Genomic DNA, 24803 nt, shown 5'->3' on the forward strand with positions numbered 1-24803 from the left:
TTGGGTGGGCATGGTATCCCTTCTTTGAAAGGAGGCGATACCATGAAAGTAGAAGCAGCAATAACGATCATGCTATTATTCGGATCATTCATTCTTGCGCTACTCACATACATCTCGAATAACTACAAGAAGAAGTAAGAACCCACCCCAAGGTTGACCGCCAAAGGTGGGTTCTTTTCCCTTTTAGACTCTAGAGGGGATAAGCCCATCCAAGCCAATTGTTCAGCCGAGTGTTCCAGCACTCGGCTTCTTTTATAGGTATGATATCATAATTTGAGAAAGAATTGAACCTATAAACGTGGAACTAGTTATCGTCAAGAACGATGATCTCTATCTAAGGTTGTGATCAGCATGGAGGATCTGTACATCAAATACGAAGCGGCTCTTCGCGAAATCGAGCGGTTGAAGGAAGAGAACAGCAAGCTGAAGAAGCAGCTTGGCTATGAGGAGCCGAAGGGGGAGTCGCCAAGTGGCGTGCATCAGTTGTCCAGCGTGGAAGAGAAGCTGGCGTTGTACCGAAGTCTCTTCCGTGGCAGAGAGGACGTTTATCCGGTCAGGTGGCACAACAAGCAAGGCAAGTCGGGGTATTCGCCAGCCTGCGGGAATGAATGGACTGCGGTGTGTCAGAAGCCGAAGGTGAAGTGCTCGGTCTGTATGCATCAACAATACCTTCCCGTCACCGACGATGTATTATCCAGGCACCTAGATGCACGCGAAGACCGGACCATAGGCGTGTATCCGATGCTACATGATGAAACATGCTGGTTTCTAGCTATGGATTTCGATAAAAAGAACTGGCAAGAGGATGCCGCCGCGGTCATAGGCGTATGCAGGGAAAAAGGAATTCCAGCGGCCTTGGAGCGATCACGTTCGGGGAACGGCGGGCATATTTGGATTTTTTTCGAGGAGGCTATCTCTGCTCAATTAGCCCGCCGTCTCGGCACGATCATCTTAACCTTGACGATGAAACAAAGATATCAGCTCGGACTCGATTCTTACGATAGGCTGTTCCCGAATCAGGATACGATGCCAAAGGGCGGCTTCGGCAATTTGATCGCTTTGCCGTTGCAGGGAGGGCCGCGCAAGCAAGGAAACAGCGTATTCGTCGACGCGAAACTCGCTCCTTACGAGGATCAGTGGAGCTTTCTGTCCGGGCTAGGCAAGCTGTCGGAGGATCACGTCGTGCGATTCATCCAACAGAATGCCAGGGAGGATCAGACAGTTTCCATTCTTACAGAGGCGACTGACGAAGTTACTGAGCCTTGGGATGTTGACTCGAAACCGCCGGAGCCTGCACTCGTGCAACATTTGCCCTCGGAAATAGAAGTAGTGCTAGCTGATCGGGTGTACGTGGACAAGAATGGTTTGCCGTCCGCCGCCCTGAATCGTCTTATCCGACTGGCATCCTTTTCGAATCCAGATTTCTTCAAAACGCAAGCAATGAGGCTGTCCACGTATGGGAAACCCAGGGTGATTTGTTGCGCGGAGGATTTGTCCTCGCACATGGCACTTCCTAGGGGGTGCTTGAGCGCGGTGGAGGGATTTTTCAAGGAGCATGGGAGTCATGTTCAATTAGAGGATAGAAGAACGCATGGGCAACCGATCGAGGCAGAGTTCACCGGGGAGCTAACCACACTGCAGGATGCAGCGGCTCGGGCGATTGTCGCTCATGATATCGGGATTTTGTCTGCCGCGACGGGCTTCGGGAAAACCGTGGTAGCGGCCAGCATTATCGCAAGACGCAAGGTGAATACCTTAATCATTGTGCATCGGCGCGAGCTTATGGATCAATGGAAGGAACGGCTTGAAGCCTTTCTGGAGTTGCCCCCTAGCAGCATAGGAGTGGTCGGAGGCGGCAAAGACAAGCGAGGCGGCATCGTAGATATTGCGATTATTCAAAGCTTGAACCACAAAGGCGAAGTGAAGCCGTTCATCGAGGAATACGGACAAATCATCGTAGATGAATGTCATCATTTGTCCGCATTCAGCTTCGAGCAAGTGCTTATGAAAGCCAAGGCGAAGTACGTGTTCGGTCTGACAGCGACCCCCAAGCGGCAGGATGGACAGGAAGCGATCGTGTTGATGCAGCTTGGCCCAATTCGAATGAAGGTCGATGCGAAAATGCTGACCGGGTCACGCGGCTTTTCATTAACGGTGGTGCCTCGTTATACCTCATTCCGAATGCCGCCGGAGAAGTCGAGTTCCACCATTCAAGAGGTTTACCAGCATCTTGTGGAGGACGAGGCGCGTAACACGATGATTTTCGACGATTTGCTCCATTGTCTAGATGAAGGAAGGTCGCCTCTGCTGCTTGTCGAGCGGACATCGCATGTGGACTATTTCGAGGAGAGACTTCGTTCTTTCGCCAAAAATGTGATTGTCCTCCGTGGAGGAATGGGCAAGAAGCAGCGCGAAGCTGTCCGGGAGAAGATCGCCAGCATTCCGGACGATGAGGAACGGGTATTCATCGCGACGGGCAAGCTGATCGGCGAAGGCTTCGACGATGCCCGGCTCGACACGCTATTCCTCGTGCATCCCATTTCCTGGACAGGTACGCTGCAGCAGTACGCCGGACGGCTGCACCGCTCCCATGTGAACAAGAGGGAAGTGAAGATCTACGACTACATCGATCTGCAGGTGCCGATGTTAATGAGCATGTACAAGAAGCGGGTGAAGGGATACAGGAAGATGGGGTATCGCGGGGCGGAGATCTAATTCGAACATTTGTTCTTCATCTTGTATGGTGATGATGATACAATAGCAACAGACAATTGAATCTTGGGTGGGCATGGTATCCCTTCTTTGAAAGGAGGCGATGCCATGAAAGTAGAAGCGGCAATAACGATCATGTTATTATTCGGATCATTTATTCTTGCGCTACTCACATACATCTCGAATAACTACAAGAAAAAGTAAGAACCCACCCCAAGGTTAGCGCCACAGGTGGGTTCTTTTTCCTTTAGACTATAGAGGGGATAAACCCATCCAAGCCAATTGTTCAGCCGAGTGTTCTCAGCACTCGGCTTCTTTTATAGGTATGATAACATATTTGGAAATAGAAATGAACTTACAATTGCAATATCAAGCTAAAAAAGAAGGAGGCCGCTCCCATGCAAATATACACCTGCTCGCGCACCTCGCTGAGAAAACAAGCATCCGAGGATGCCTGCACCCTGCGGGAGGAAGCGGGGCTGTACGGCGTGTTCGACGGGGCGACGCCGCTGGTGCCGTTCCAGGATCAGGATGGAAGGAACGGGGCGCAGCTGGCGTCGGGCACGTTCAAAAGATTCTTCGATACGATGCCGGCTGAGATGCCGCTTCGGGATGCCGTCTGCGAGGCCAACCGGCAGCTGCAAGAGCTGGTGCTCTCGCATGGCATCGACATGGAAGACAAGACGCAGCTGTGGTCGACATGCGTGGCCGTTGTGCGGCTGGAGGCGAATCTGCGCGAGATGAGCTTTGTTCATCTGGGCGATTGCATGATTATGCTCGAACGATTGGATGGGACGATCGACGTACTGACAACGGATACGGTGGAAGGCATTAGCGAGCGGGCGAAAAAGAAGCGGGACAGAGATCGGGCGAGCGGCATCGAGGTGCCGGATGAGAGCTATTTTGCCCCAGTTGCCAAGCAGCTCCTCTACAACCGTACCATGGCCAACACGCCGGACGGCTACACGGTCGCCAACGGCACGCCGGACACGGAGGCCTACATCCACGAAGGACATGTTTCCCTTGCGGATGCGAGATCGATATTGCTCGTGTCGGACGGGTTGTTTTATCCGGGGCATGAGGTGGAGGAGACGTTCAGGCAAGTAAGCGAGCATGGGTTGGCGGAGTATGCGCAGCGGCTGGAGGAGTCGGAGCGAGCGGGGCAAACAGCGTCCGACGATAAGACGGGAATTTGGATCCTGCTGTAGGAAGTGTAGTACAATGAGATCCATGCAGGATTACATAACGAAGAGGTGCCATCATGGCCATTAGCTTCACAAGGTCGCTCATTACGCAGCTGGAGAAGGAAGTCGCGGAGCTGCATGCGCTCGTACGCGAACAGAAGAAGAAACGCGAGAAGGTCGAGTCCAAGATCAAAGGGCTGAAGCGCGACCAGAAATTAAGCCAGTCGGCTAACGACCTCAGCAACAAGATAACGCGCGAAAACAAGCTAAAAAAAGAACTCGAGCAGATCAACGTATTGCTCGTTCAGGCCTCCAAGCAATTGGCGGAGAAGAAGGGGCTGCTGGAGAAGCAGCGGGAGAAAACGAAAAATAGCTTGTAAACTGGAGGAAAACCCGACCGTGGATGGTCGGGTTTTCTTTGGTTAGCAAGCAAAAAATACATTGATGATTAGAACGTACATTCGCTGACACTCTGCTGTCCAATTGAAGGCGTATAGTAGGGATAAAATCGTGCGCGAGCGCACGCGGTTAGGAGCGGATACGATGGAACAACCAATTTATGTTGCTATTGTCGGGACGTCTTTTTATTTCGGGACCGGGTTCCTCAAGCCGGGGCAGCCCGTGCAGCTGATCAAAGATCCGGACAATCGCCACGACCAGGAGGCCATCAAGGCGGTCATGCCGCCCGTCGGCAAAATCGGCTACGTCGCCAACAGCTCGAATACGGTGCCCAAAGGCTGCCGAAGCGCGGGACGAATCTACGATACGTTCGATGACCAAGCGATCGGCGTAATTCGTTTCGTCATGAAGGATTCGGCTATCGTCGAGATTGTACCTCATTATGAAGGCATCTTTATCTTCCATTCGACAGATGCCATCACCTTAACGGTTCGATAGACAAAGAAATCGAAATGAATAAATTCTCTACTAATTTTAAATGGAACAAAATAGGAGGAGAGTGGAGAGTAGCTACATGGAGGAAAATGTAAATTGATGTCGAATTACTTCACTTGTACTCGTGGATTTTGAAAAAACTTATTTTTGGAGGAAACCAATCAATGAAAGAGGATAGCGAAATTATGAATGAGAAAGACGAAGAAATTGCCCAGCTCAAAAGACAATTAATAGAATTCAAGGAAGCACACATGCAAAGTGCTGCTTCGATCACTCTAGATCCTAGCTCCAGATCGTTATCTCTTCCAACGAAAGGATTTTTAAAGCATCTCTTAAAAGTTGCTAGGTTTAAGATGATCTTAATTGTCCTTATTATTTTTGTCATCGCTATAGGAGGGGTTTGGCTATTTGCGGGCAGTATCTCCAAAAAAGAGTCCATCACGTTTATTGAACATGTTCAAGAGTTAGCCACATTGGCAACAGCTCAAGCTCATATGAAAGTGATTCTACACGAAGAGGATAATAAGATTTTTGGGAAAGACATCTCTATTAATCTGCCAGGAACAAAGCGAGAACTGCTATTAATTGTACCTGCGACGGTTATTGCTGGTGTTGATTTGAAAGGGACTACTGCTGAAAACATGGATATTAATGAAGAAACAAAAGAAATAAATATTATTGTTCCTCATGCAAAGCTCATCCAGGACCCTTCCGTACAAATGGATAAAATACTAACCTATGTCAATGGCGGACTTTTTCGCGGTGATATTGAATGGGAAGAAGGTTTTGACCTAGCCGCAAAGGCACAAGAACAATTTCGTCAAGAGGCTATCTCTGTTGGTTTACTAGTTACAGCAGAGAAAAATGCAGATAAAGTACTAAAGGAATTCTTTAAGAAATTTGGTTACACGGTAAATGTCACTTTTAAGTAACGGGACGGCTGGAAGGACATCAAAGATTATTTAAAGGTACTGCTATACTATTAATTGGTTACTTCGAACTTAAAGTTGTAGGCAACTTAATGAATAACAAATCGGACACCTTGCTTAGGCAGGGTGTTCTTTTCTATAGAGAGCTAGAACATACATTCGCTGACACCCTGCTGTCCAATTGATGGCGTATAGTAGGGTTAAAATCGTGCGCGAGCGCACGCGATTAGGAGCGGATACGATGGAACAACCAGTATATGTTGCTATTGTCGGGACGTCTTTTTATTTCGGGACGGGCTTCCTCAAGCCAGGACAGCCCGTGCAGCTGATTAAAGACCCGGACAACCGCCATGACCAGGAAGCGATCAAAGCCGTCATGCCGCCCGTCGGCAAGATCGGCTACGTAGCCAATAGCTCGAACACGGTGCCCAAAGGCTGCCGAAGCGCGGGGCGAATCTACGATACGTTCGATGACCATGCGATCGGCGTCGTCCGTTTCGTCATGAAGGATACGGCAATCGCCGAGATTGTCCCTCATTATGAAAGTATCTTTGTTTTCCATTCGACAGAAGCCATCACCTTCACGGATCGATAGACAAGAATTGCTCACAAATTTTCCTGATCGTGGAAGGATAGGAGATAAGTCCTGCCGAATATAGTAAGAAAGAACTATTTGAGGTGATTTCTAATGAGGGCTATTGAACTCAAATTTCATAGAGCAATGCTGAACACCTACGAACGGGCCAAAGAAGATCACGGCTACCAAGCCACTTACTTCAAACGAATGGTCGTCGAGAAAGGCGGCCTCCAAGCCGCCAAGGAGCTGGTCGCCAGCGAATCCGCCTCCGGCTTCAAGGAGCTGTACATGCGAGGCTGCCTGCATCTAAGCGTGGAGGTGCTGGTCGCTTACCATGAGGAGTTTCATGAGTTGTTTACGGATGAGGAGATTGGTATGGCGAAAGCGAAATTAGATGCGTTAAGCTATGTACATGAGGGTTAGAGAAGCGACTAGACAAATAACTCAATTAATCGATGTGCGAGGTGCACAAACCATGCCAACTTATAACAAGCTTGTTCGCGACAAAATCCCGCAAGTCCTTGAAGCCAAAGGATTAGCTTTCCGTACAAGAATTCTGGATGAAACGGAATATCGAGCGGAATTGCAAACAAAGCTCAAAGAAGAAATGAATGAATTATTGAACGCCACTAGCTCGGAAGAGACGCTGGAGGAGCTTGCCGATATACTAGAGGTCGTCCACGCGCTAACTCAGATTAACGGCTCTACTACAACGGAGCTAGAAGCATTGCGGGCCAAAAAGGCAGACAAACGCGGCGGATTCCAGGAACGGGTGTATTTGATTGATGTCGAGGACAATTAGATAGATCACATAGCTGATGCATGGGCAAAGTGGCATAATAAAAGTAGTTCTGTATTTTACTACCGGAGGACGCAATCATGTCATTACCTCAAGAGCTTTCAACAATATTTAGAATTAAACAACGTTCATATAAAATGGTTCTGATCTTGTCTTTACTAGAAGAATATCAGACCACACATCTTCAAACCTTCTTACTGGATAGCATTGCAGCTCGCTTTTTATCCTATTTCCAAAGCAGTTTAGAGGAGGGAAAGAAGGTTGACTCGCCTCCCAGTGGTGTAGCGTCAAGTTGGGCTGAATTTTCGCTTAGTCAAACGAAATCGTTGCTCTACACTCCGATAAAAGCGTTATCCTCCATTCTTGAGGAAAGCAACGGAGGGCAGGCGATATCCTTCAAACCTGCAGTTTGGGATAAGCTTGACGAAGCAACTATCAATGAATTGGAACAATATGCGCGGACAGAGTTGGATAACTACAACAACAACTTAGCTTCGCCAATTTCGCTGAAAAGCTCTTTGGCCCAAATCATGAATAGTTATATTGGAGCCAAATCACAGCCCTTCTCAAACCATCCTTTAGGCCAATTGCTCAGACATACGCTTCCCAATAATCTAAAGAAGCTATCCTTCATCGACGAAAATTACAAGGTTCAAGGGTCGATTGGTCAGGGAAACTGGGCGAATATTCCTTGGCTTGCTATTCTCGATAAGAGAATTACGGATACCACGCAGCATGGAGAATACGTTGTTTATTTGTTTGCCGAGGACATGAGCTCGGTTTATTTGACATTACTTCAAGGGGTGACAGCCCCATTAAAGGATAAGGGTAGAAGAGAAGGCTACCAATACCTCGAGCAAAAGGTTCGCGAGATGCGCGAGCTACTTCCACTCGAGAACATGCAGAAGGATGAGAATATCCATCTCACGGCGAGTGGTCTGGGGCGTGACTATCAGGTATCAACAGTAGCATATATTCGGTACGACAGAAATCATATTCCGGACGATGAGCAGCTTATAGCTGATTTAGAAAATATGATGGCAAACTACAAGCAATATGCAGATAGTGCTGCATTTAATGAGAGGGATGGGGTGAGTACGCCTGTGAACACGGAATCAGTTTCTAAACAAATCGAGCAGATCAAAGCTTTCATCATACAAAAAGGCTTCCACTATCCAGGCTCCCTCATTGAAAACCTCTACTTGTCCTTCAAGACAAAGCCTTTTGTCATATTGGCCGGCGTATCGGGAACGGGAAAAACGAAGCTTGTGAAGTTATTTGCCGAGGCGCTTGGTGCTAACACGGGAAATAAACAGTTTTCGCTTATTCCGGTGAGACCGGATTGGAGCGACCCGTCTGATCTTCTTGGCTATAAGGATCTGTCTGGTGCATACCGTCCAGGACAACTTGCGGAAGTATTGGTAGAGGCGTCAAAGCCGGAGAATCAGCATAAGCCCTATTTTATTTGTCTAGACGAGATGAATCTGGCTAGAGTGGAGCATTATTTCAGCGATCTGCTAAGCATTATTGAGACGCAAGAGTGGCAAGATGATCGCATTGTGACGTCTCCGCTTATTCAGAAGGAAGCGCTGAGACCTGAAGACCAATCGATTTATGGTGGTCTATCTCTCCCGGATAATGTCTACCTCATCGGAACAGTGAACATGGATGAGACGACCCACCCATTCAGTAAAAAGGTTCTTGATCGCGCGAACACGATCGAATTTAACTATATCCATCTCGGACAGTACCCGGATATGATGAATCCCCGAAATGCTATAGAGATTTCGCATATCGATAACTCCTTCTTGCGAAGCGACTATCTGCAACTTGTCGATGCCTACTCGGAGCATCGCGATCTCGTTCATCGAACGACCGAGAAGCTGGTGAAAATCAATGGCATATTAGAAGAAATACATTCCCATGTAGGCTTCAGGATTCGGGATGCCGTCTGTTTTTATATGATATATAACGAACGGTTCCAATTGATGAGCGAAGATGCAGCGTTCGACCTCCAATTGCTTCAAAAGATTCTACCTCGTGTCCAAGGCAGTAGCGCAACCGTGAAACGCGTGTTGTTGCAGCTCATGCAAGGAGCATTGGGGAAGACATTAAAAGTAAACGAGCTTATGGAGGATGCTTCTGAGTTATACACGACATGGAGCGCGAATGAACCAACTGAAACGGTGAAGCATCCACAGACAGCTAGGAAAATCGCTTTTATGCTGCGGAGGTTAGAAGAAGATGGCTTCACCTCATACTGGCTCTCTTAATCAAAGTGTCGAGCTCCTTCGTGTTGAGACGAATCTTTTTAACCTATATATCCAGGGCAAGCCTTACCATCCTACCGTAGAGTCTCTGCAATTGCACAGAACGAATGATGAGAAGTGGGTAGCTGCAGGCTTACAAGTCTCGACCCTAGAGAGCTCTCTACAGATCGAGCAAATCTCTGTGTTCCATCCGGAGACAAGAGAACTGAAATTGTGGGGGACAGGTGATCCAAGCTTCCCCATATTCTTTGAAACGCAGAGCTATGAGCTCGTGATCGAAAAGAAAGCGGAAATGGCATTAACCTTTCACCATGATAATATTCATCTTCGCCAGGCTGTAAAGCCGCTAGGTAAGATGATTGTGTCCGGCGTTCTGAACTTTCAGAATGAGGTTGGTCTGACCGAGCTCGAGCTTCGTCTGAATGGTTCGCCGATATTCCGAATGCAAATCGAGATATTCCCATCGAAGATCGACTATAAGCAGGACTATCAAATGATTCTTCACGACGTGAATCAACAGATCTATAATCTATCTTTTGATTTTATGCGGAAGACTTATAACATGACGGGGCTCAAAAATACCCGCAGTCAGAGTCTAACGGAGTTTTTTACCATTCTTCAGCATGTGTTCGGCCAGCTGGTTCAGGCGGTAGAACGGATTGAGGTGGCCCCTCATTCCAAGCTGAAGCAAGAGAAGAGAGTGCTAGATGCAGCAAGAGTTAAGAAAGCTGGGAGAGACAATGTAGCCTTTTTGTCCAAGCGACCACAGCTCCTAATTCCTGATTCAAGGTTAGGTTTCGTGCCTGTTAATGGCGAGGCTTATTATCCAAGTCGCGTTCTAGAGACAAAACGGCATGTGGACTACAATACGTTGGAGAATCGATTCGTCCGATGGGTTCTTGTGCGCATTGCCGTTAAGCTAAAGGAATTAAAAACGCGCTTAGTTGAAAAAAATCGCATGCAGGATCCTCTGCTGGCAAAACGGTTGCAGGATATGCAAACACAGCTACAGCGATTGTTACGATTGGATTTCCTAAACGTTGGCGAGATGAGGCAGCTTTCCGTTTCGCTCGTGTTGCAGATGGCGCCAGGCTACCGAGAGGTCTATCGTAATTACCTGATGCTAATGAAAGGCTTGTCCATTCAAAGCGACTTGTTCCGACTGTCCATGAAGGATCTTGCCCAATTATATGAATACTGGTGCTTCCTAAAGATTCATGATCTTCTCGGCCGAAAGTACGAGCTACTGAAGCAAGATATTATTAAGGTGAACCGTACTGGCGTGTTCGTGACGCTGGATAAGTCGCAGCAAGCTAGGATGGTATATCGAAATCCTAAGAACGGCGAGATATTCACTCTTTATTACAATGCATTACCTAAGGGCGATCATAGCGAAACATTAGGACAGAGACCGGATAATGTTTTGACGCTCAAGAAAAACGATTCAGCGGCGGATTATAAGTATATTTTTGATGCGAAATATCGTCTGAATCCTGCTTATGAGGGAAGCTATTACTACGATAAGTACGGAATTCCGGGACCGGAAGAAGACGACATAAACACGATGCATCGTTATCGGGATGCGATTGTGTATACGGATGTTGATAGCCGAGAGCTAGAGCGAAGTATGTTTGGCGCATATGTCCTGTTCCCACATCACAACGAGGAGCAGTTTAAGGATCATAAGTTCTATAGAAGCATCAAACGTATTAATGTAGGTGCGTTCCCGTTCTTGCCTAACTCGACAAAGCTCATGGAAGAGTTTTTGGATGAGATCATTTTGGATAGTCCGGAGAAGGCCTATGAACGCGCAACACGCCCAAGAGGGACGAAGGAGTACTATCGGAATAAGCTGTCCGGCAAAAATGTGTTGGTTGGTTCGCTGAGGGATGTTACGCAGTTAGAGAATGCACTGAAATTTAGCTACTACCACGTACCTCTGGAAAACATTACAGATCATACGATATTAACGCAGCTCGAATATGTTGCACTCTATCAGTCACGGGGCCAGTTTGCAGGGCGTGGGGATGTCGGCGTAAGCTGGTATGGTAAAGTGGCGAGTTGGCGTGTGGTGAGACGTAAAGAAATTACGGAACGACCGGCGAGACGAGGAACAGAAGAGAAGCTCTATGTGAAGTTCACCATTGAAAGATGGATGAAGCGGGACAAGCCTATCGTTCCTGGCGGCAGGGGGATCTACTCTCTCTTGTACACGTCAAAGTATATGTTCGACCGCGCGGTTGAAATTGCCGAGCTTAAGCTAGATACAGAGGAAGAGCTCGTCTTGTGGCGTGAGCAGCGACGGAAAGGACCCGTTAAGGTGGAGCTTGATCATGATCAGGTGGATTTGGCGAAAGTTATTAAGGGGATACAATTAATGGATTGAAAAATGTACCATCACGGAAGCTAAGTCGATCTTAATTGAATACGTATTATGAAAAGAGGATGTTTTTATCTATAGAGACACCCCTCTTATTTTGGAGTAGTATGTAACTATATTAATATTCGTCGCAGGAGGAACATATGGATTCTTCTAAAGTATTCTCAACAACAGCTCTAGCAAAAGAACTGAATATCCCAACGAAAATATTGTTTGAGACTCTGCAAGACCTGGGTTTCATTATTAGACAAAACGATTCGTGGGAACTGACTAAAAAAGGACTAGATGTTGGCGGAACTTTAAAGACTCACCCCCGACTAGGTACATATATTGCATGGCAAGAAACGATAAAGGATCTACTAAAGGATACTCAGGAAGCTGGGGGAAAAATTAATAAATGCTACCTCGTTAAGTAAGCATTTTAATATATCAAAATTTCGAATAAATCCGATTTTGTCTGAATTAGGCTTTGTGGAAAAGAGCGTGAAGGGTTGGAAAGTAACGAAACTTGGGGAGGCATTAGGTGGAAGACAATTTGAATTTGAGCAAACTGGAGTTCCATACGTGTCTTGGAATGAGTCGATTTTAAGAAACAAAACCATCCTAGAAACATTTAAAGCTCTTAATGGCGAAGTTGAAGAGGAAAGTGTGAGGGACTCGAATTCGGCAAAGCAAAATGAGACTTTAGGTTTCCGGGAAAAGTTTGAAGCAAAGCACAGAGCAGCAGACGGCCATTATGTGCGTTCTAGGGCAGAAATGCTTATAGACAATTGGTTATACATGTCCGAAATTGTACATGCTTACGAGAGAAAGCTTCCCATTGAAGAAGACGTGTACTGTGACTTTTACTTACCAGTAGGTAAGGTATATATCGAATTTTGGGGTATAGAAAGCGATGAGAAATACTTGGAGCGTAAAAGAGTAAAGTTAGATATCTATAAAAAGTATGGTTTTAACTTAATAGAAATAGATGACGCGGATATTCAAAATCTGGATGACATTTTACCGAAAAAACTACTTAAATTTGGTATACAGGCTTACTGATAAGTGCGAGCTAGTGAAAGGCACTATAATTTATTTATCTGACTAATACAAGCCCAATCCAACTCTGATGGCTATTCAAGAGTTTCTTGTCTAGAATATAACAATACAATTGATCATGATCCCCTTTATTTATTAAAAATCCACGGCCATTGCTTGCCGCGGATTTTCTTTAATATATAAAATATTACGCAGTCTTCTCCGAAGTGGTATCTTAAGTGTGTAGTATAAATATCCCAATATGATTCCAGTAGGAGCCACCCCGCATGAAATACGACTGCCTAATCGTAGACGACGAAACGGTACTCGCGGAGACCACCAGCGAGTACTTTAACATGTTCGAAGTGAACACCACCTTCGTAACAACCGCCGAGGAGTGCGAGAGATTCTTCGACGAGCACGACGCATCGCTCATCCTGCTAGACATCAACCTCGGCAACGCGTCGGGGTTTGAATTGTGCAAAAAGTTGCGGCAGAGGACGCAGATTCCGATCCTGTTCATCAGCGCGCGGTCCAGCGATGATGACATCTTGATCGCCCTCAATATCGGCGGCGACGACTACATCCAGAAGCCATACACGCTCAGTGTGCTGCTAGCTAAGGTGAAGGCGGTGCTGAAGCGGTATGGGAGCGGAAGCAACACGAGCCAGGCCGCCGACAACACCGTCGAGTTCGGCCCTGTGAAGATCGACCTCTCCCTGAACCGAGTCAGCGTGAACGGCGTAGATACGAAGCTCAAGAAGCTGGAGTACAAGCTGCTGGTTTACCTAGCCCAGCACAAAAACAAAATCGTCACCAAGGAAGAGCTTTTCTACAACGTGTGGGGGGACTCAATCACGAGCGACGGTACGCTGAACGTGCACATCCGCCACTTGAGGGAGAAGATCGAGCCGGATCCGAACGATCCGCAATATATCCGCACCGTCTGGGGGACGGGGTATGTGTTGGAGGACGGGACGCGATGAGGACGATGGGTATCTTCGTAACCCTGACGGTCATCTTCCTCGCCGGTATACTCTTATCTGTTATCGTGCTCCGCACGGATACGGAAACCAAGGTTGATCTTGTAGCGGTGAACGAGATCATGAAGACGGTCGAGCAGCACTGGGGGAGCCTGGACGAAGGCGATTTAAACTTAAACCACATCCAGCAACCTTTCACCGTCCTCGACCTCAACGGTCAGCCTATCTTCCATAGTAGCCCCGACGCAACGAGGACGATCAACGAAGCGCTGAAAAACCGCGACACGATCGTCGACATCCAGATCGACAACGCCATCGTCGGCAAGCTGATTATCCCCTGCGACGATCAGCAAACGCTTAAAGCCATTAAGATCAGGCTCGCCATCATCCTCTTCATCGCCTTCACGCTACTTGCGATCCTATGCGTCTTGTACGCGGCGTTTCTCAACCGCACGATCTTCCGTCCGTTCCGCGAGCTGCAGGCTTTTGCGGCGAATGTGGCGAGGGGGAAGCTGGACGTGCCGCTGACGATGAGTCAGGACAATCCGTTTGGGGCGTTCACAGAGAGCTTCGATATTATGCGCGAGGAGCTGGCGGCGGCGAGGCAGAGCGAATATGAGGCGAACCGCAGCAAGAAGGAGCTGGTGGCCAGCCTCAGCCATGATATTAAGACGCCGGTCGCTTCAATTAAAGCGGTGAGCGAGCTCATGCTGCTCAAAGCAACGGACGAGAAAATGCAGAAGCAGCTGAATACGATTTACGCCAAGGCGGAGCAGATCAACCTGCTCGTGACGGACATGTTTCATGCGACGCTGGAAGAGCTGAACGAGCTCAAAGTCGCCACGACGGAGGAGCTCAGCTCCGTCCTCTACGGGATGATTAACAGCGTGAACATTCACGATCAGATCCACTGCGAGCCGATTCCGGACTGCATGATCGTCACGGACGTTCACCGCCTCCAGCAGGTACTGGACAATATCGTGAGCAACGCCTACAAGTACGCGAACACGCCGATAACCATCACCTCTCGACTTACCGCCCAGCATCTCGAGCTCCACATTGCAGACAACGGCCCAGGCATCCCCGAGGACGAGCTGCCGCTGTTGTTCAATAAGTTTTACCGGGGGAGCAATGCGGAGGGACGGAGCGGATCGGGGCTTGGCCTGTACATCTCGAAGTATCTCATGCAGCGCATGCAGGGGGACATCGCCTGCCGGAACCGTGAAGGCGGCTTCACAGTTACGGTCACCATCCCGCTAGCTTAGCGTTTGAAGAGAATTAAGAATTAGCTAAGAAACAGGCAGAGATTAACTAAGAATTGCCGCGGTATGATGAGGCTGTAATCAACATTACAGTCTTATTCGTATGGAACCGGAAGGTTCAGGAAGGTGGATATACCGATGACGACAACCGAATTATTGCGTACCGAAAAATTATGCAAAACCTTCTCCAGCGGCGGCGTTCAGCAGCATGTGCTCAAAAATTTGGACATCACCCTCGTGCAGGGAGACTTCACGGTCATTATGGGGAGCTCGGGCTCGGGCAAGTCGACGCTGCTCTACGCGATCAGCGGCATGGATAAGCCGACGCTTGGCGAGATCTACTTCAGCGGGCAAAAGATTTCGAAGCTGAACAACGATCAGCTGGCCGTGTTCCGCCGCCGGAACTGCGGCTTCGTCTTCCAGCAGGTCCATCTGCTCGACCATATGAGCATTCTGGACAACGTGCTGGCGAGCGGCCTGCTCTTGAGCAGAGACCGCCGCGCCTTGGCGGCCAAGGCCAAGAAGCTGTTCACTCAAGTGGGGCTGAACGAAGCGGCATGGGGCAAGTTCCCTTCCCAGCTATCCGGCGGAGAGGCGCAGAGAGCGGGGATCGTGCGGGCGCTTATTAACGACCCTCATCTTATTTTTGCGGACGAACCGACTGGGGCATTGAACTCCGCGGCGAGCGACAGCGTGCTGAACGTGCTCACCGACGTGAACCGGAATGGGCAGAGCATCGTGATGGTGACCCATGATCTGAAAACAGCGCTGCGCGGCAACCGCGTCCTCTACCTCCGCGACGGCGTCATCTGCGGCGATCTGAAGCTGGAGCCGTACCGGCCCGAGCAGCAGCATGCGCGGCATGAGAAGCTGACGGCTTTCCTGGCCGAGATGGGGTGGTAACGATGAAGATCTGGCATCTGACCTCGGCCAATATTCGAAGCGGCAAAAGCGCCACCTTTTCGCTGTTTATCCTGATCGTCATTGCCGGCTTGCTCCTGAATCTCGGGTTAGCCGTGATGACGAAGATGGGAAGCTTCTTCGACGAGAAGTCGGAGCAGCTGAGCGAGTCGCATATTGTCGTTCTGACGAAGCAGTCCAACTACAAGCCGGATTACCGCGAGTATTTCGCGAACCGTCCGGAGGTGGCGGCGACCGAAGAAGAGGCCATCATTCTGATGAACGCCGTGAAATTCCTTTACGGAGAGAACGACATTAACATGGCAGCCGCCTTCCTCAATGCGGATGCGGACCGATCCTTTGGCCAGGTACGGCTGATTGAAGAGCTGGAGGGTCCCGCTCAGGACGGAGACATCTACGTGCCGCTCAGCTTCCAAGCGAGCGCGGGCTACAAGCTGGGCGATTCGTTCGACATGACGTATCAGAACGAGACGTTCAGCTATCGGATCAAAGGCTTCTTCGAGACCACCATGATGGGGACTCCGAATATGGGGATTATGAAATATTTTCTGCCGGACGCGTCCTATCGCCATCTAGTCGAGAAGGTTGGCGACACGGCAGCCGGAACGCTGATCTCCGCCGGTCTTCATGATTCGAAGCAATCCTCGGAGGTTCGCCAAGACTTCGGCAAGCAATTCCCGGACAAAAACATGGATGTGAACAATCCGCTGTTCTGGGAGGGCGACATTGAGCTCGTTAAGAGCGTGGGCTCCATTACGATTAATGTGGTGGCCATGATTCTGGTCGCGTTCGCGGCCGTCATCGTGCTGGTATCCCTAATGGTCATCCAGTTCCGCGTGACGAACAGCATCGATGACGGCATCGTGAATATCGGCGTGTTGAAGGCTCTCGGCTACACCAGCAGGCAGATTATTGTGGCCACCATTCTGCAATTCCTGTTGATCGCGGCGGCGGCGGGCATCGTCGGTGCTGCTCTCTCCTATGGGGTTCTGCCCGTCTTCGGCAGCATCGTGACGACCTTGTCGGGGCTGATCTGGACGACCGGGTTCGACGCCGGCGTGAACGGGGTGAGCGTGCTGCTCATTACGCTGATGGTGCTGGCCGTGACGCTACTCGCCTCCGTGCGTATCCGTTCTCTCCAGCCCGTCACCGCTCTGCGCGGCGGTATCCGGACGCACAGCTTCCGGCGCAACCGGTTCCCGCTTGACCGGGCTGCGGGCAGCCTGCACTGGCTGCTCGCCTGCAAAGCGATGATCATGAACAAGAAGCAGAACATCATGGTCGCTTGCGTCATCGCGGCGATTACGTTCGCCTCTATTTTCTCCGTGGTGCTGTACTATAACGTGGCTTCCGACAAAACAGCGTTCGTCCACCTCGTCGGCGCGGAGACGTCGAACGTGATCGTGAATGCGGCTCCCGAGACGGATAGCGGGAAGCTGCTGGCGGACATGGAGGGGATGGACGGTGTGCGGAAGGCCGCCTTTCTTGATATGACATCGATGAAGCTGGACGGCCAGAGCGTGTTCACGACGATCTCGGACGATTTCTCCAAGCTGGAGAACCAGAGCGTCTACGAAGGGCGCTACCCGAAATACGACAACGAAATCGCGGTTACCTGGGTCGTGGCGAAGCTGCTGGGCAAGGAGGTCGGGGATACGGTGGTGGCGGAAGCGGGCGAAGCCTCGTATACGTACCTCATTACCGGACTGAGCCAGTCCATTAGCAATTTGGGGCAGGCGGCTTATATTACCGTGCCGGGCGCGCAGCAGGTGATGCCGGGCTATACGGGCACGAGCATCAACGTGTATTTGGACGGCGTGGACAACGGCAGCTTCATGGAGCAGATTAAAGCCCAATACGGGAGCGAGGTCGGCGATATCGTCGATATGAACGAGATGATTGACGGGCAGACCAGCATTTATATATCCGCGGTGTTCGCTGTTATGGTCATCGTGCTGCTCATCACGATTCTGGTCGTCTCCTTGATTCTGTACCTGGTGATCAAGAAGATGATTTTGAAACGGAAGAAGGAGCTTGGTATTCTAAAAGCAACCGGGTATACGACGTTCCAGCTCATGACGCAGATCGCGCTTAGCTTCGTGCCGGTCGTCATCGCGGGCGTCTTCATCGGCGGCGTGCTGGGCACCCTGTACACGAACACGGTGCTGACGCTGCTGCTGTCCGGAGCGGGCATTAACAAGGTTGATTTTATCGTACATGTGCCGCTGATCGCAGCCCTGTGCGCCGGACTGATCGGGTTCGCTTACGGCATCTCGATGCTGGTGTCCCGGGGGATCAAGCGCATTACGGCATACGGGTTGATCGCGGAGTAGACGCGATCGTGCTTGATAACTTAACAAAACCTCCCTATCGACCCGCGTCGATGTGGAGGTTTTGTTACTAAGTAAGCGGAGGGATGGCCTTCGAGCTATTGCCGTAAAGCAATGTAGATTTCGGCTTGTCCGTCGTTCGGATCGGTGCTCGGGCCGTAATATTCGAAATCGCCCGTGAACGCCCGGTCATTGCCGGTCTGCCGCGACCATTGCCAAATATCGGCCCAAGCCCGCTGCACCATCTCGATAACCGGTCCGCGCTCCGTGACGAATACGGCGTATGTCGCGGCTGGAACGGTGAAGGTCGTGACGGATTCGGGATATGTTCCCTGCGCCTCCTCCCGTACCTGTACGCCGACCAGCACTTCGTACTGTCCCGCATCGCCCCGCTCATAGTTGAAGTAGCAGCTATACAGGCCAGGCTGTTGCTGGCGGCCTGCCAGTTGTTCGCCGATACGGCGGGAGTAGAATTGTTCGAAGAGCGGGCCGATCTTGCCTGCGCCGCTTAATTCGTCGGCATTGTTCGTGCTTACGCGCATGCCGGCTACCGTGAAGGACGGAAGCTCTTCGATGCGGGCAGGAGCCAATGGCGTACGGGTTGTTTCGTCTTGTTTCATCGCTAATCATTCTCCTTGTAGTGGAATGGATCTAGTGTAAAACAAGTAACTTGACATCTATCTGTCAGGTTGAGGAGGGGCTTCGATATATTTTCGCAATTTGCTCTGCGCGGCTGGCGATGATCTCCCGCAGATGGGGAGGCTCCAGCACTTCGGCATGGTGGCCGAAGCCGAGAAGGAAGCTGTACAACCATTCGTCCTCCCGGTAAGCCTTCCTTACCAGCCAACAGCCGTCATCGGCCGGCACGAGCTCCTCGATGCCGAACCACTCCTCCGCCCTATGACGATCGCCGGCACGGAAGCGCAAGACGAACTCCGTCATCCGGAGCTGTTCGCTCGGGCTGGGGCTTGAGGCACTTGCTTGCGCCGGCAGCTCCCGGTGAATGAATGTTTGGCCGGTAGCGATCTCCAGCTCCTTCATTCTCTTCAGCTTGAACAGCCGGAACTGCTCTTTCTCCAGGCAATAGGCTTGCAGGTACCACTGTTTTCCTTTCAAAATGAGCCGGTGCGGCTCTACCATCCGATGCGATACTTCGCCGTGGGCATCGGAATAGATGAATCCCGTCACGAGGCCGCCGTCTGCCGCCTCCTTCAACAGCTGCAGCTTCGGCCGCAGCGTGTCGTTGCCGTCCCAAGGCGAGTAGTCGATAAGCACGCGGCTTGTCTTCTGCTGGAATTCATCGGAGTATGCGGGCGGAACGACGCTGTTGATTTTGTCCATGAGCCCCTGATGGTGCTTGTTGCCGTACGAGGTGGAGATGCTGCGGAGGGCGGTGAAGATGGCGGCAAGCTCGTCGTTGGTCAGCACGTTGCGGTCCAAGCGGTAACCCTCCGCCAGCCCGATCCCGCCGTTCGTCCCTTGATAGGTGATGATGGGGATGCCAGCTCTATTGATGACTTCGACATCCCGGTAAATCGTCCGTACGGACACTTCGAACCGCTCCGCGAGCTCTTTGGCCTGCACCATGCGGCGGTTCAGCAACAGAATAATGATGGATAAGAGTCTTTCCAGTTTCACAGCGGACCCTCCGTCCCGAAAGATAAGCAAAATAAATCTCTTTCCCGTATTGTCTCATTGGAAGGAAGGTCTGTCGATTGCCCGAACGGCAGGATTCGCATCCGATTGGACAGAATCAATAGATCAAGATGATGGATCATGGACAAGCTGAATAATAGACTAGCAGAGAGTGGGGATCCTGTATGAAACAAATCCACGTCGTCGGAGCCGTCATCGTCCGCGAAGGGAGCATTCTCTGCGCGCAGAGGGGCGCTGGCCAGTCGATGGCCTCCCTCTGGGAATTTCCCGGCGGGAAGATCGAGCCGGGAGAGACGCCGCAGGACGCGCTGAAGCGCGAGATCGCGGAGGAGATGCGGTGCGAGATCCTCGTCGGCGAGCAGGTGGAGTACACCGCCCACGCCTACGAGTTCGGCGTCGTGCATCTGACGACCTTCTACTGCGAGCTCCTGTCGGGCACGCCGCTGCTGACGGAGCATGCCGCGATCCGCTGGCTGCCGCCGGAGGAGCTGCTGTCGCTGAAGTGGGCGCCGGCGGATGTGCCGGCGGTTCATAAGATTATGGGCGATTTCTCATAGCCGCCTCTTTACGAAAGTTAGCCGCAGCCTACCTAGGCTGCGGTTTTCTTTTTCCCCCTCGCGTATGGAAGGCCGAACGGAATGGACACAATGCATAACAAAACGGATGATGCGGACGAAAACAGGGAGGTGGGCGGTCGATGAAAACACGGATGCGGATGCAGGAGGTGCGGCCTTTCCCCGCGAGGAGGACGCCTTACGCGGGAGATTTTATCGTGCTGGGCTACAAGGCGAGCGAGGACAGCTTCGTGGCGGGCATCCGGCGTGACGGCGGTATCGTGCCCGTGGGGACGTTCTCGCAGGGGATGAAGCCGGAGGAGAAGCAGACGCTAGTGCAGGCGATCATGGCGAACCGGAGCGGGAATGATGGCGACGGGACGGTGCGCGTGAAGCCGGGCATTTGCGTAGAGCTCGCGTTCGCTTCAGTCGAGAATGGCTTCCTCACTAGCCCCGCGTTCCGGTCGTTTCGTCTACAGGTGAAGTGGGAAACCTGCACCTGGAACAGGCTGATAACGGACAACGCAATCGCCGGCACCGAGGTGTCCGTCACAAGCCAGGATAAGCCACTCTGGCCGGCGTCCCGGCCGCCCGTCGACAAGGAAGCCTATCTCGCGTATTTGGCGCAGGTCGCGCCGGTGATGCTGCCGTTCCTGGCGAACCGGCTGCTGACGACGATCCGTTACCCTCACGGGGTGGCGGGCGAATCCTTTTATCAGAAAAACTGCCCCGACTACGCGCCGCCCTTCATCCGAACCGGCCTGCAGGACGGGATCAACTATATCATCTGCAACGACCTGATCACCTTGATGTGGCTGGGCAATCAGAATACGATCGAATACCATCTTCCGTTCAACCGGTTCGGAGAAGAGAAGCCGCTCGAGATCGTGCTCGATCTGGATCCTCCCGGTAGGGCGTACTTTCCGCTGGCGATCAAAGCGGCGGTCGAAATCCGAAGCATTCTCGACTCGTTCGGCGTGATCGGCTTTCCGAAGGTGTCGGGCAACAAAGGGCTCCAGGTGCACATTCCGCTGAATCCCGGCCTGAATCTCACCTACGACGATGCTCGGGCGTTCACCGCGTTCGTGGCTCAATATTTGGTCGAGCGGTACCCGGACAGCTTCACGACGGAGAGGCTGAAGAAGAACAGGGGCAACCGGTTGTATGTCGATTACATCCAGCATGCAGCGGGCAAAACGATCATCTGCCCTTACTCCCCCAGAGGGAACGAGCATGCGGGCATCGCGACTCCGCTCCGCTGGGAGGAGGTGAACGGCAGTCTGACGCCGGAGACGTACAGCATGCCGTTCGTGCTCAGGAGACTGGCCGAGGAGGGCTGCGCGATGGCGGACTACTTCGACACCGGGAACGAGCGGATCGCGAACGTCATTACGCTGCTTCGGGAGAAGGCGGGGGCGAAGAGGAAGCGGTGAGAGGTGGGCTTCTTTCGCGTCGCAATGGCGAGCGCGTTTCGTACGTGCAGAGCTTTCGACTCGTGTTTTGGCGAATGTTCGGAATATATTCAATGTCATTGTTCGGAAATTAGCTTAGAAACTTACGCGAAACCGTTGACATTCCGCCTCGATCGGAGTATTCTACTCAAGGCACAATATTTCGTATAACCTCACTAATATGGTGTGGGGGTCTCTACTAGGAACCGAACAATCCTGACTACGAGTATGGGCGAGCCGTATTTCGGCGTATCCTATACCAGTGGTTGGGATTTTTTGTGTATTTCATAAAAGGTGGAGGCATCGAGAGAGTATGGAAACCTTGTTTAAGCTCAAAGAACGGAACACCTCGGTCGGCACGGAGCTGCTGGCCGGCATCACGACCTTCTTCACGATGGTGTATATCGTCATCGTTAACCCCGGCATTCTCAGCCAAGCGGGCATGGACTTCCACGGCGTGTTCGTGGCGACGGTGCTGGCGAGCATCATCGGCACGCTTATTATGGGACTGGCTTCGAATTACCCGATCGCGATTGCGCCCGGCATGGGGTTGAACGCGTATTTCGCATTCAGCGTCGTCGCAGGCGAGGGACTCTCCTGGCAGACCGCGCTCGGCGCGGTGTTCGTGGCGGGCGTCCTCTTCATTCTGCTGTCGCTGACGTCGTTCCGCTACATGCTGCTCGACGCGATTCCTTCCAGCCTGAAGCACGCCATTACGGTCGGCATCGGCTTGTTCATTACGTTCATCGGCTTGCAAAATTCGAAAATGATCGTCGCTTCCCCGTCGACGCTGCTCACGATCGGCGATCTATCGGCGCCTATGACGCTGCTGACGATTATCGGTCTCGTTATTACGCTGATCCTGATGTCCTACCGGGTCAAAGGGTACTTGTTCATCGGGATGATCATTACGGCGATTATCGCTTATTTTATGGGGTTAATGGAAATGCCGGAGCAGATCGTGGCGCTGCCTAGCGGACTAGGCGCGACGGCGATGCAGATGGATATCGGCGGCGTGTTCACGCACGGCCTGTATGCGGTGATCTTCACATTCCTTCTCATCACGCTGTTCGATACGACGGGCACGATGCTCGGCGTGGCGGAGCAGGCGGGGCTCGTGAAGGATGGCAAGTTCCCTCGTTCGCGCGGCGCGCTGCTGGCGGACGCGATCGGCACAACGGCAGGCGCGGCGCTCGGGACAAGCCCGACTTCGGCTTACATCGAGTCCAGCGCGGGCGTAGCGGTCGGCGGCAGAACGGGCCTCACCGCGGTGGCAGTCAGCGCGCTGCTCGGCCTGACGCTCTTTTTCTCGCCGGTCGTGTCGGTGCTCGCATCGATCCCGGCCATTACGGCTCCGTCGCTGATCATCGTCGGCTTCCTGATGATCAGCGTCGTGTCGAAGATCGACTGGAGCGACTTCGACGTCGTGTTCCCGGCGTTCCTGATCATCGTCTTGATGCCGCTGACGTATAGCATTGCGACCGGTATTGGCGTTGGCTTCATCGCGTACCCGATCCTGAAAGCGGTTCGCGGCAAGTGGCGCGACGTTCATCCGATCTTCTATTTGTTCGCGGTGCTGTTCTTCATCCAGCTTGCGTTCTTCGGGCATTGATGAATGATTACGAGAAAGGAAGCTGCGTGATGCAGCTTCCTTTCTCGTCGGAGACCGTCATTCGACGGTCTCTTCTTCTCTCAACGTCGCGATCGGATGCAAAAAACGGTGATCGAAGGCATTCAACGCTTCGCCTGATTTCACTTTTTTCACCCAATCGGGATTAACCAAGGCACTGGTCCCGATTGCAACCAGATCGGCGTCGCCTTTTGCGAGCAAGGCCGCCGCCTGTTCCGGCTCGCCCAGCTTGCCGTTGGCGATGACGGGAAGCCCGCTGTAACGTCTGGCCAGCTCGGCAAGTGTCGGGCCGCCTTCCCCGAATGCCGGAGCGAAGGCTTTATATTCGGTGGTATGGATATAGTGGGGGGACGCCGCTCTTAACCGTTCGAAAATGATCTTGGCATCGGTTTCGCCGTCAGCCCATTTGTGATGGAAATCGTTCACCTTCCCTTGCGAGATGCGAACGCCAACCAAGTAATCCGGGCCTACGGCAGCGCGAATCGCTTCCAGCACCTCCGCGACGAACCGGATTCGCGACTCCGTCGAACCGCCGTATTCATCCGTTCTGCGGTTCGTATAGTCCGTGATGAATTGATCCAGAAGGTAGCCGTTTGCCGCATGAACTTCCACACCGTCAAAACCGATCTGTTTCGCGCGGATAGCGGCTTGCGCGAAGCTTTCCGCCACCGCCCGGATGTCCTCCCGAGTCATTTCCCTCGGAATGGCGAACTCTCCGCTCCCGCCGTGGTCTTCCAGCATCGTTCCGACCGGTCTCACCGCCGATGGAGCGATAGGCGTGAAGCCGTCGTGCTGAACGAGCGCTCCCGCATGCATCAACTGCGCGACAATCCTGCTCCCTCCTTGCTGAACGGCTTGAACGATTGGCCGCCATGAGTCGGCCTGCCGATCGTTGGCTATGCCGGGCTGATTCTCGTAGCTCCGGCTGTTCGCCAGATCCGGATAAATCCCTTCCGTGATGATGAGGCCGAAACCGCCCTTCGCAAAGCGGGAGTAGTAGCGGGCCATACGGTCGTTCGCTTCGCCGGACGGTTCCGCGCTGGTTCGAGTCATCGGCGACAGCACCACCCGGTTCGGCAAGGTTAATGAGCCTAATTGAAATTTTGTGAAAAGATGGGGACTGCTTTTCATCTAGAAAACCTCCTTCTAAATTAGAATCGCGGCTTGCCTGCGATTTTTTTTTGTGTTCTTGTATTGCATTGTAAGTCTGTAATTACATATAGTAAAATGATCAAAAGAGATAATGTCATC

At 51.6% G+C, this 24803-nt stretch carries 24 protein-coding genes and 1 riboswitch; of the genes, 21 read left to right on the plus strand and 3 right to left on the minus strand.

All coding sequences use genetic code 11. The annotated features are described in order from the left end of the window. Nucleotides 1–42: 42 nt before the first annotated feature. The 18 genes from NQZ67_RS08885 (at nt 43) to NQZ67_RS08970 (ending at nt 18264) form a co-directional block, all read left to right on the plus strand. Nucleotides 43–138: a putative holin-like toxin gene (locus NQZ67_RS08885; RefSeq protein ID WP_257444737.1), complete on the plus strand. Its 96-nt coding sequence runs from the start codon at nt 43–45 to the stop codon at nt 136–138. 213 nt (nt 139–351) lie between these two features. Then, nucleotides 352–2715, plus strand: a complete 2364-nt coding sequence (locus tag NQZ67_RS08890) for a TOTE conflict system archaeo-eukaryotic primase domain-containing protein (protein ID WP_257444738.1) — start codon at nt 352–354, stop codon at nt 2713–2715. A gap of 132 nt (nt 2716–2847) precedes the next feature. Further along, on the plus strand, nt 2848–2916 hold the full coding sequence (locus NQZ67_RS08895; RefSeq protein ID WP_340870811.1) for a putative holin-like toxin: 69 nt from the start codon (nt 2848–2850) through the stop codon (nt 2914–2916). Between the two features lie 194 nt (nt 2917–3110). Further along, the gene (locus NQZ67_RS08900; protein ID WP_257444740.1) at nt 3111–3920 is read left to right on the plus strand and encodes a protein phosphatase 2C domain-containing protein; all 810 of its coding nucleotides are present in this window, start codon (nt 3111–3113) and stop codon (nt 3918–3920) included. Between the two features lie 53 nt (nt 3921–3973). Continuing rightward, entirely contained in the window at nt 3974–4276 is a 303-nt protein-coding gene (locus tag NQZ67_RS08905; protein WP_257444742.1) for a hypothetical protein, read from the plus strand. Between the two features lie 163 nt (nt 4277–4439). Further along, entirely contained in the window at nt 4440–4793 is a 354-nt protein-coding gene (locus NQZ67_RS08910) for an HIRAN domain-containing protein (protein ID WP_257444744.1), read from the plus strand. Between the two features lie 161 nt (nt 4794–4954). Continuing rightward, entirely contained in the window at nt 4955–5722 is a 768-nt protein-coding gene (locus NQZ67_RS08915; protein WP_257444746.1) for a DUF4230 domain-containing protein, read from the plus strand. Nucleotides 5723–5960: 238 nt separating this feature from the next. Continuing rightward, nucleotides 5961–6314 carry an HIRAN domain-containing protein gene (locus tag NQZ67_RS08920; RefSeq protein ID WP_257444748.1) on the plus strand — a complete coding sequence of 118 codons (354 nt, stop codon included), beginning with the start codon at nt 5961–5963 and terminating at the stop codon, nt 6312–6314. Nucleotides 6315–6407: 93 nt separating this feature from the next. Beyond that, nucleotides 6408–6719, plus strand: coding sequence for a hypothetical protein (locus NQZ67_RS08925; RefSeq protein ID WP_257444750.1), 312 nt, complete (start codon nt 6408–6410; stop codon nt 6717–6719). Nucleotides 6720–6771: 52 nt separating this feature from the next. After that, entirely contained in the window at nt 6772–7098 is a 327-nt protein-coding gene (locus NQZ67_RS08930) for a nucleoside triphosphate pyrophosphohydrolase (RefSeq protein ID WP_257444752.1), read from the plus strand. 77 nt (nt 7099–7175) lie between these two features. Further along, a complete protein-coding gene (locus NQZ67_RS08935) occupies nt 7176–9368 on the plus strand; it encodes an MrcB family domain-containing protein (RefSeq protein ID WP_257444755.1) in 2193 nt (730 codons plus the stop codon). Then, nucleotides 9340–11751, plus strand: a complete 2412-nt coding sequence (locus tag NQZ67_RS08940) for a restriction endonuclease-like protein (protein WP_257444757.1) — start codon at nt 9340–9342, stop codon at nt 11749–11751. The genes NQZ67_RS08935 and NQZ67_RS08940 overlap by 29 nt, the downstream gene beginning before the upstream one ends. Nucleotides 11752–11888: 137 nt before the next feature. Next, nucleotides 11889–12161, plus strand: coding sequence for a phage antirepressor KilAC domain-containing protein (locus NQZ67_RS08945; protein WP_257444759.1), 273 nt, complete (start codon nt 11889–11891; stop codon nt 12159–12161). A 37-nt stretch (nt 12162–12198) separates the two neighbouring features. Then, nucleotides 12199–12789: a hypothetical protein gene (locus NQZ67_RS08950; protein WP_257444761.1), complete on the plus strand. Its 591-nt coding sequence runs from the start codon at nt 12199–12201 to the stop codon at nt 12787–12789. Nucleotides 12790–13052: 263 nt separating this feature from the next. Then, nucleotides 13053–13751: a response regulator transcription factor gene (locus NQZ67_RS08955; protein ID WP_257444763.1), complete on the plus strand. Its 699-nt coding sequence runs from the start codon at nt 13053–13055 to the stop codon at nt 13749–13751. After that, nucleotides 13748–15013: a HAMP domain-containing sensor histidine kinase gene (locus NQZ67_RS08960; RefSeq protein ID WP_257444764.1), complete on the plus strand. Its 1266-nt coding sequence runs from the start codon at nt 13748–13750 to the stop codon at nt 15011–15013. The genes NQZ67_RS08955 and NQZ67_RS08960 overlap by 4 nt, the downstream gene beginning before the upstream one ends. A 135-nt stretch (nt 15014–15148) precedes the next feature. Next, entirely contained in the window at nt 15149–15913 is a 765-nt protein-coding gene (locus tag NQZ67_RS08965) for an ABC transporter ATP-binding protein (protein ID WP_257444766.1), read from the plus strand. A gap of 2 nt (nt 15914–15915) precedes the next feature. Beyond that, entirely contained in the window at nt 15916–18264 is a 2349-nt protein-coding gene (locus NQZ67_RS08970) for an ABC transporter permease (RefSeq protein WP_257444768.1), read from the plus strand. 95 nt (nt 18265–18359) lie between these two features. On the opposite strand, the gene NQZ67_RS08975 is transcribed toward NQZ67_RS08970, so the two are convergent. Further along, nucleotides 18360–18881 (minus strand): GyrI-like domain-containing protein, encoded by a 522-nt coding sequence (locus NQZ67_RS08975; protein WP_257444770.1) that lies wholly within the window; start codon nt 18879–18881, stop codon nt 18360–18362. A gap of 64 nt (nt 18882–18945) precedes the next feature. Then, complete coding sequence (locus NQZ67_RS08980; RefSeq protein ID WP_257444772.1) at nt 18946–19899, minus strand: helix-turn-helix transcriptional regulator; 954 nt, start codon at nt 19897–19899, stop codon at nt 18946–18948. A 182-nt stretch (nt 19900–20081) separates the two neighbouring features. Between NQZ67_RS08980 and NQZ67_RS08985 the strand changes: the two genes are divergently transcribed. The 3 genes from NQZ67_RS08985 (at nt 20082) to NQZ67_RS08995 (ending at nt 23534) form a co-directional block, all read left to right on the plus strand. Further along, complete coding sequence (locus NQZ67_RS08985; protein ID WP_257444774.1) at nt 20082–20474, plus strand: (deoxy)nucleoside triphosphate pyrophosphohydrolase; 393 nt, start codon at nt 20082–20084, stop codon at nt 20472–20474. Nucleotides 20475–20614: 140 nt separating this feature from the next. Beyond that, entirely contained in the window at nt 20615–21904 is a 1290-nt protein-coding gene (gene ligD, locus NQZ67_RS08990) for a non-homologous end-joining DNA ligase (RefSeq protein ID WP_257444776.1), read from the plus strand. 161 nt (nt 21905–22065) lie between these two features. Next, nucleotides 22066–22165, plus strand: a riboswitch (purine riboswitch). 70 nt (nt 22166–22235) lie between these two features. Then, nucleotides 22236–23534 (plus strand): NCS2 family permease, encoded by a 1299-nt coding sequence (locus NQZ67_RS08995; protein WP_257444777.1) that lies wholly within the window; start codon nt 22236–22238, stop codon nt 23532–23534. A 57-nt stretch (nt 23535–23591) separates the two neighbouring features. On the opposite strand, the gene NQZ67_RS09000 is transcribed toward NQZ67_RS08995, so the two are convergent. Continuing rightward, nucleotides 23592–24683, minus strand: coding sequence for an oxidoreductase (locus NQZ67_RS09000; RefSeq protein ID WP_257444779.1), 1092 nt, complete (start codon nt 24681–24683; stop codon nt 23592–23594). Nucleotides 24684–24803: the final 120 nt, after the last annotated feature.

This window comes from Paenibacillus soyae (assembly GCF_024623455.1).
Taxonomy (GTDB): Bacteria; Bacillota; Bacilli; order Paenibacillales; family Paenibacillaceae; genus Pristimantibacillus; species Pristimantibacillus soyae.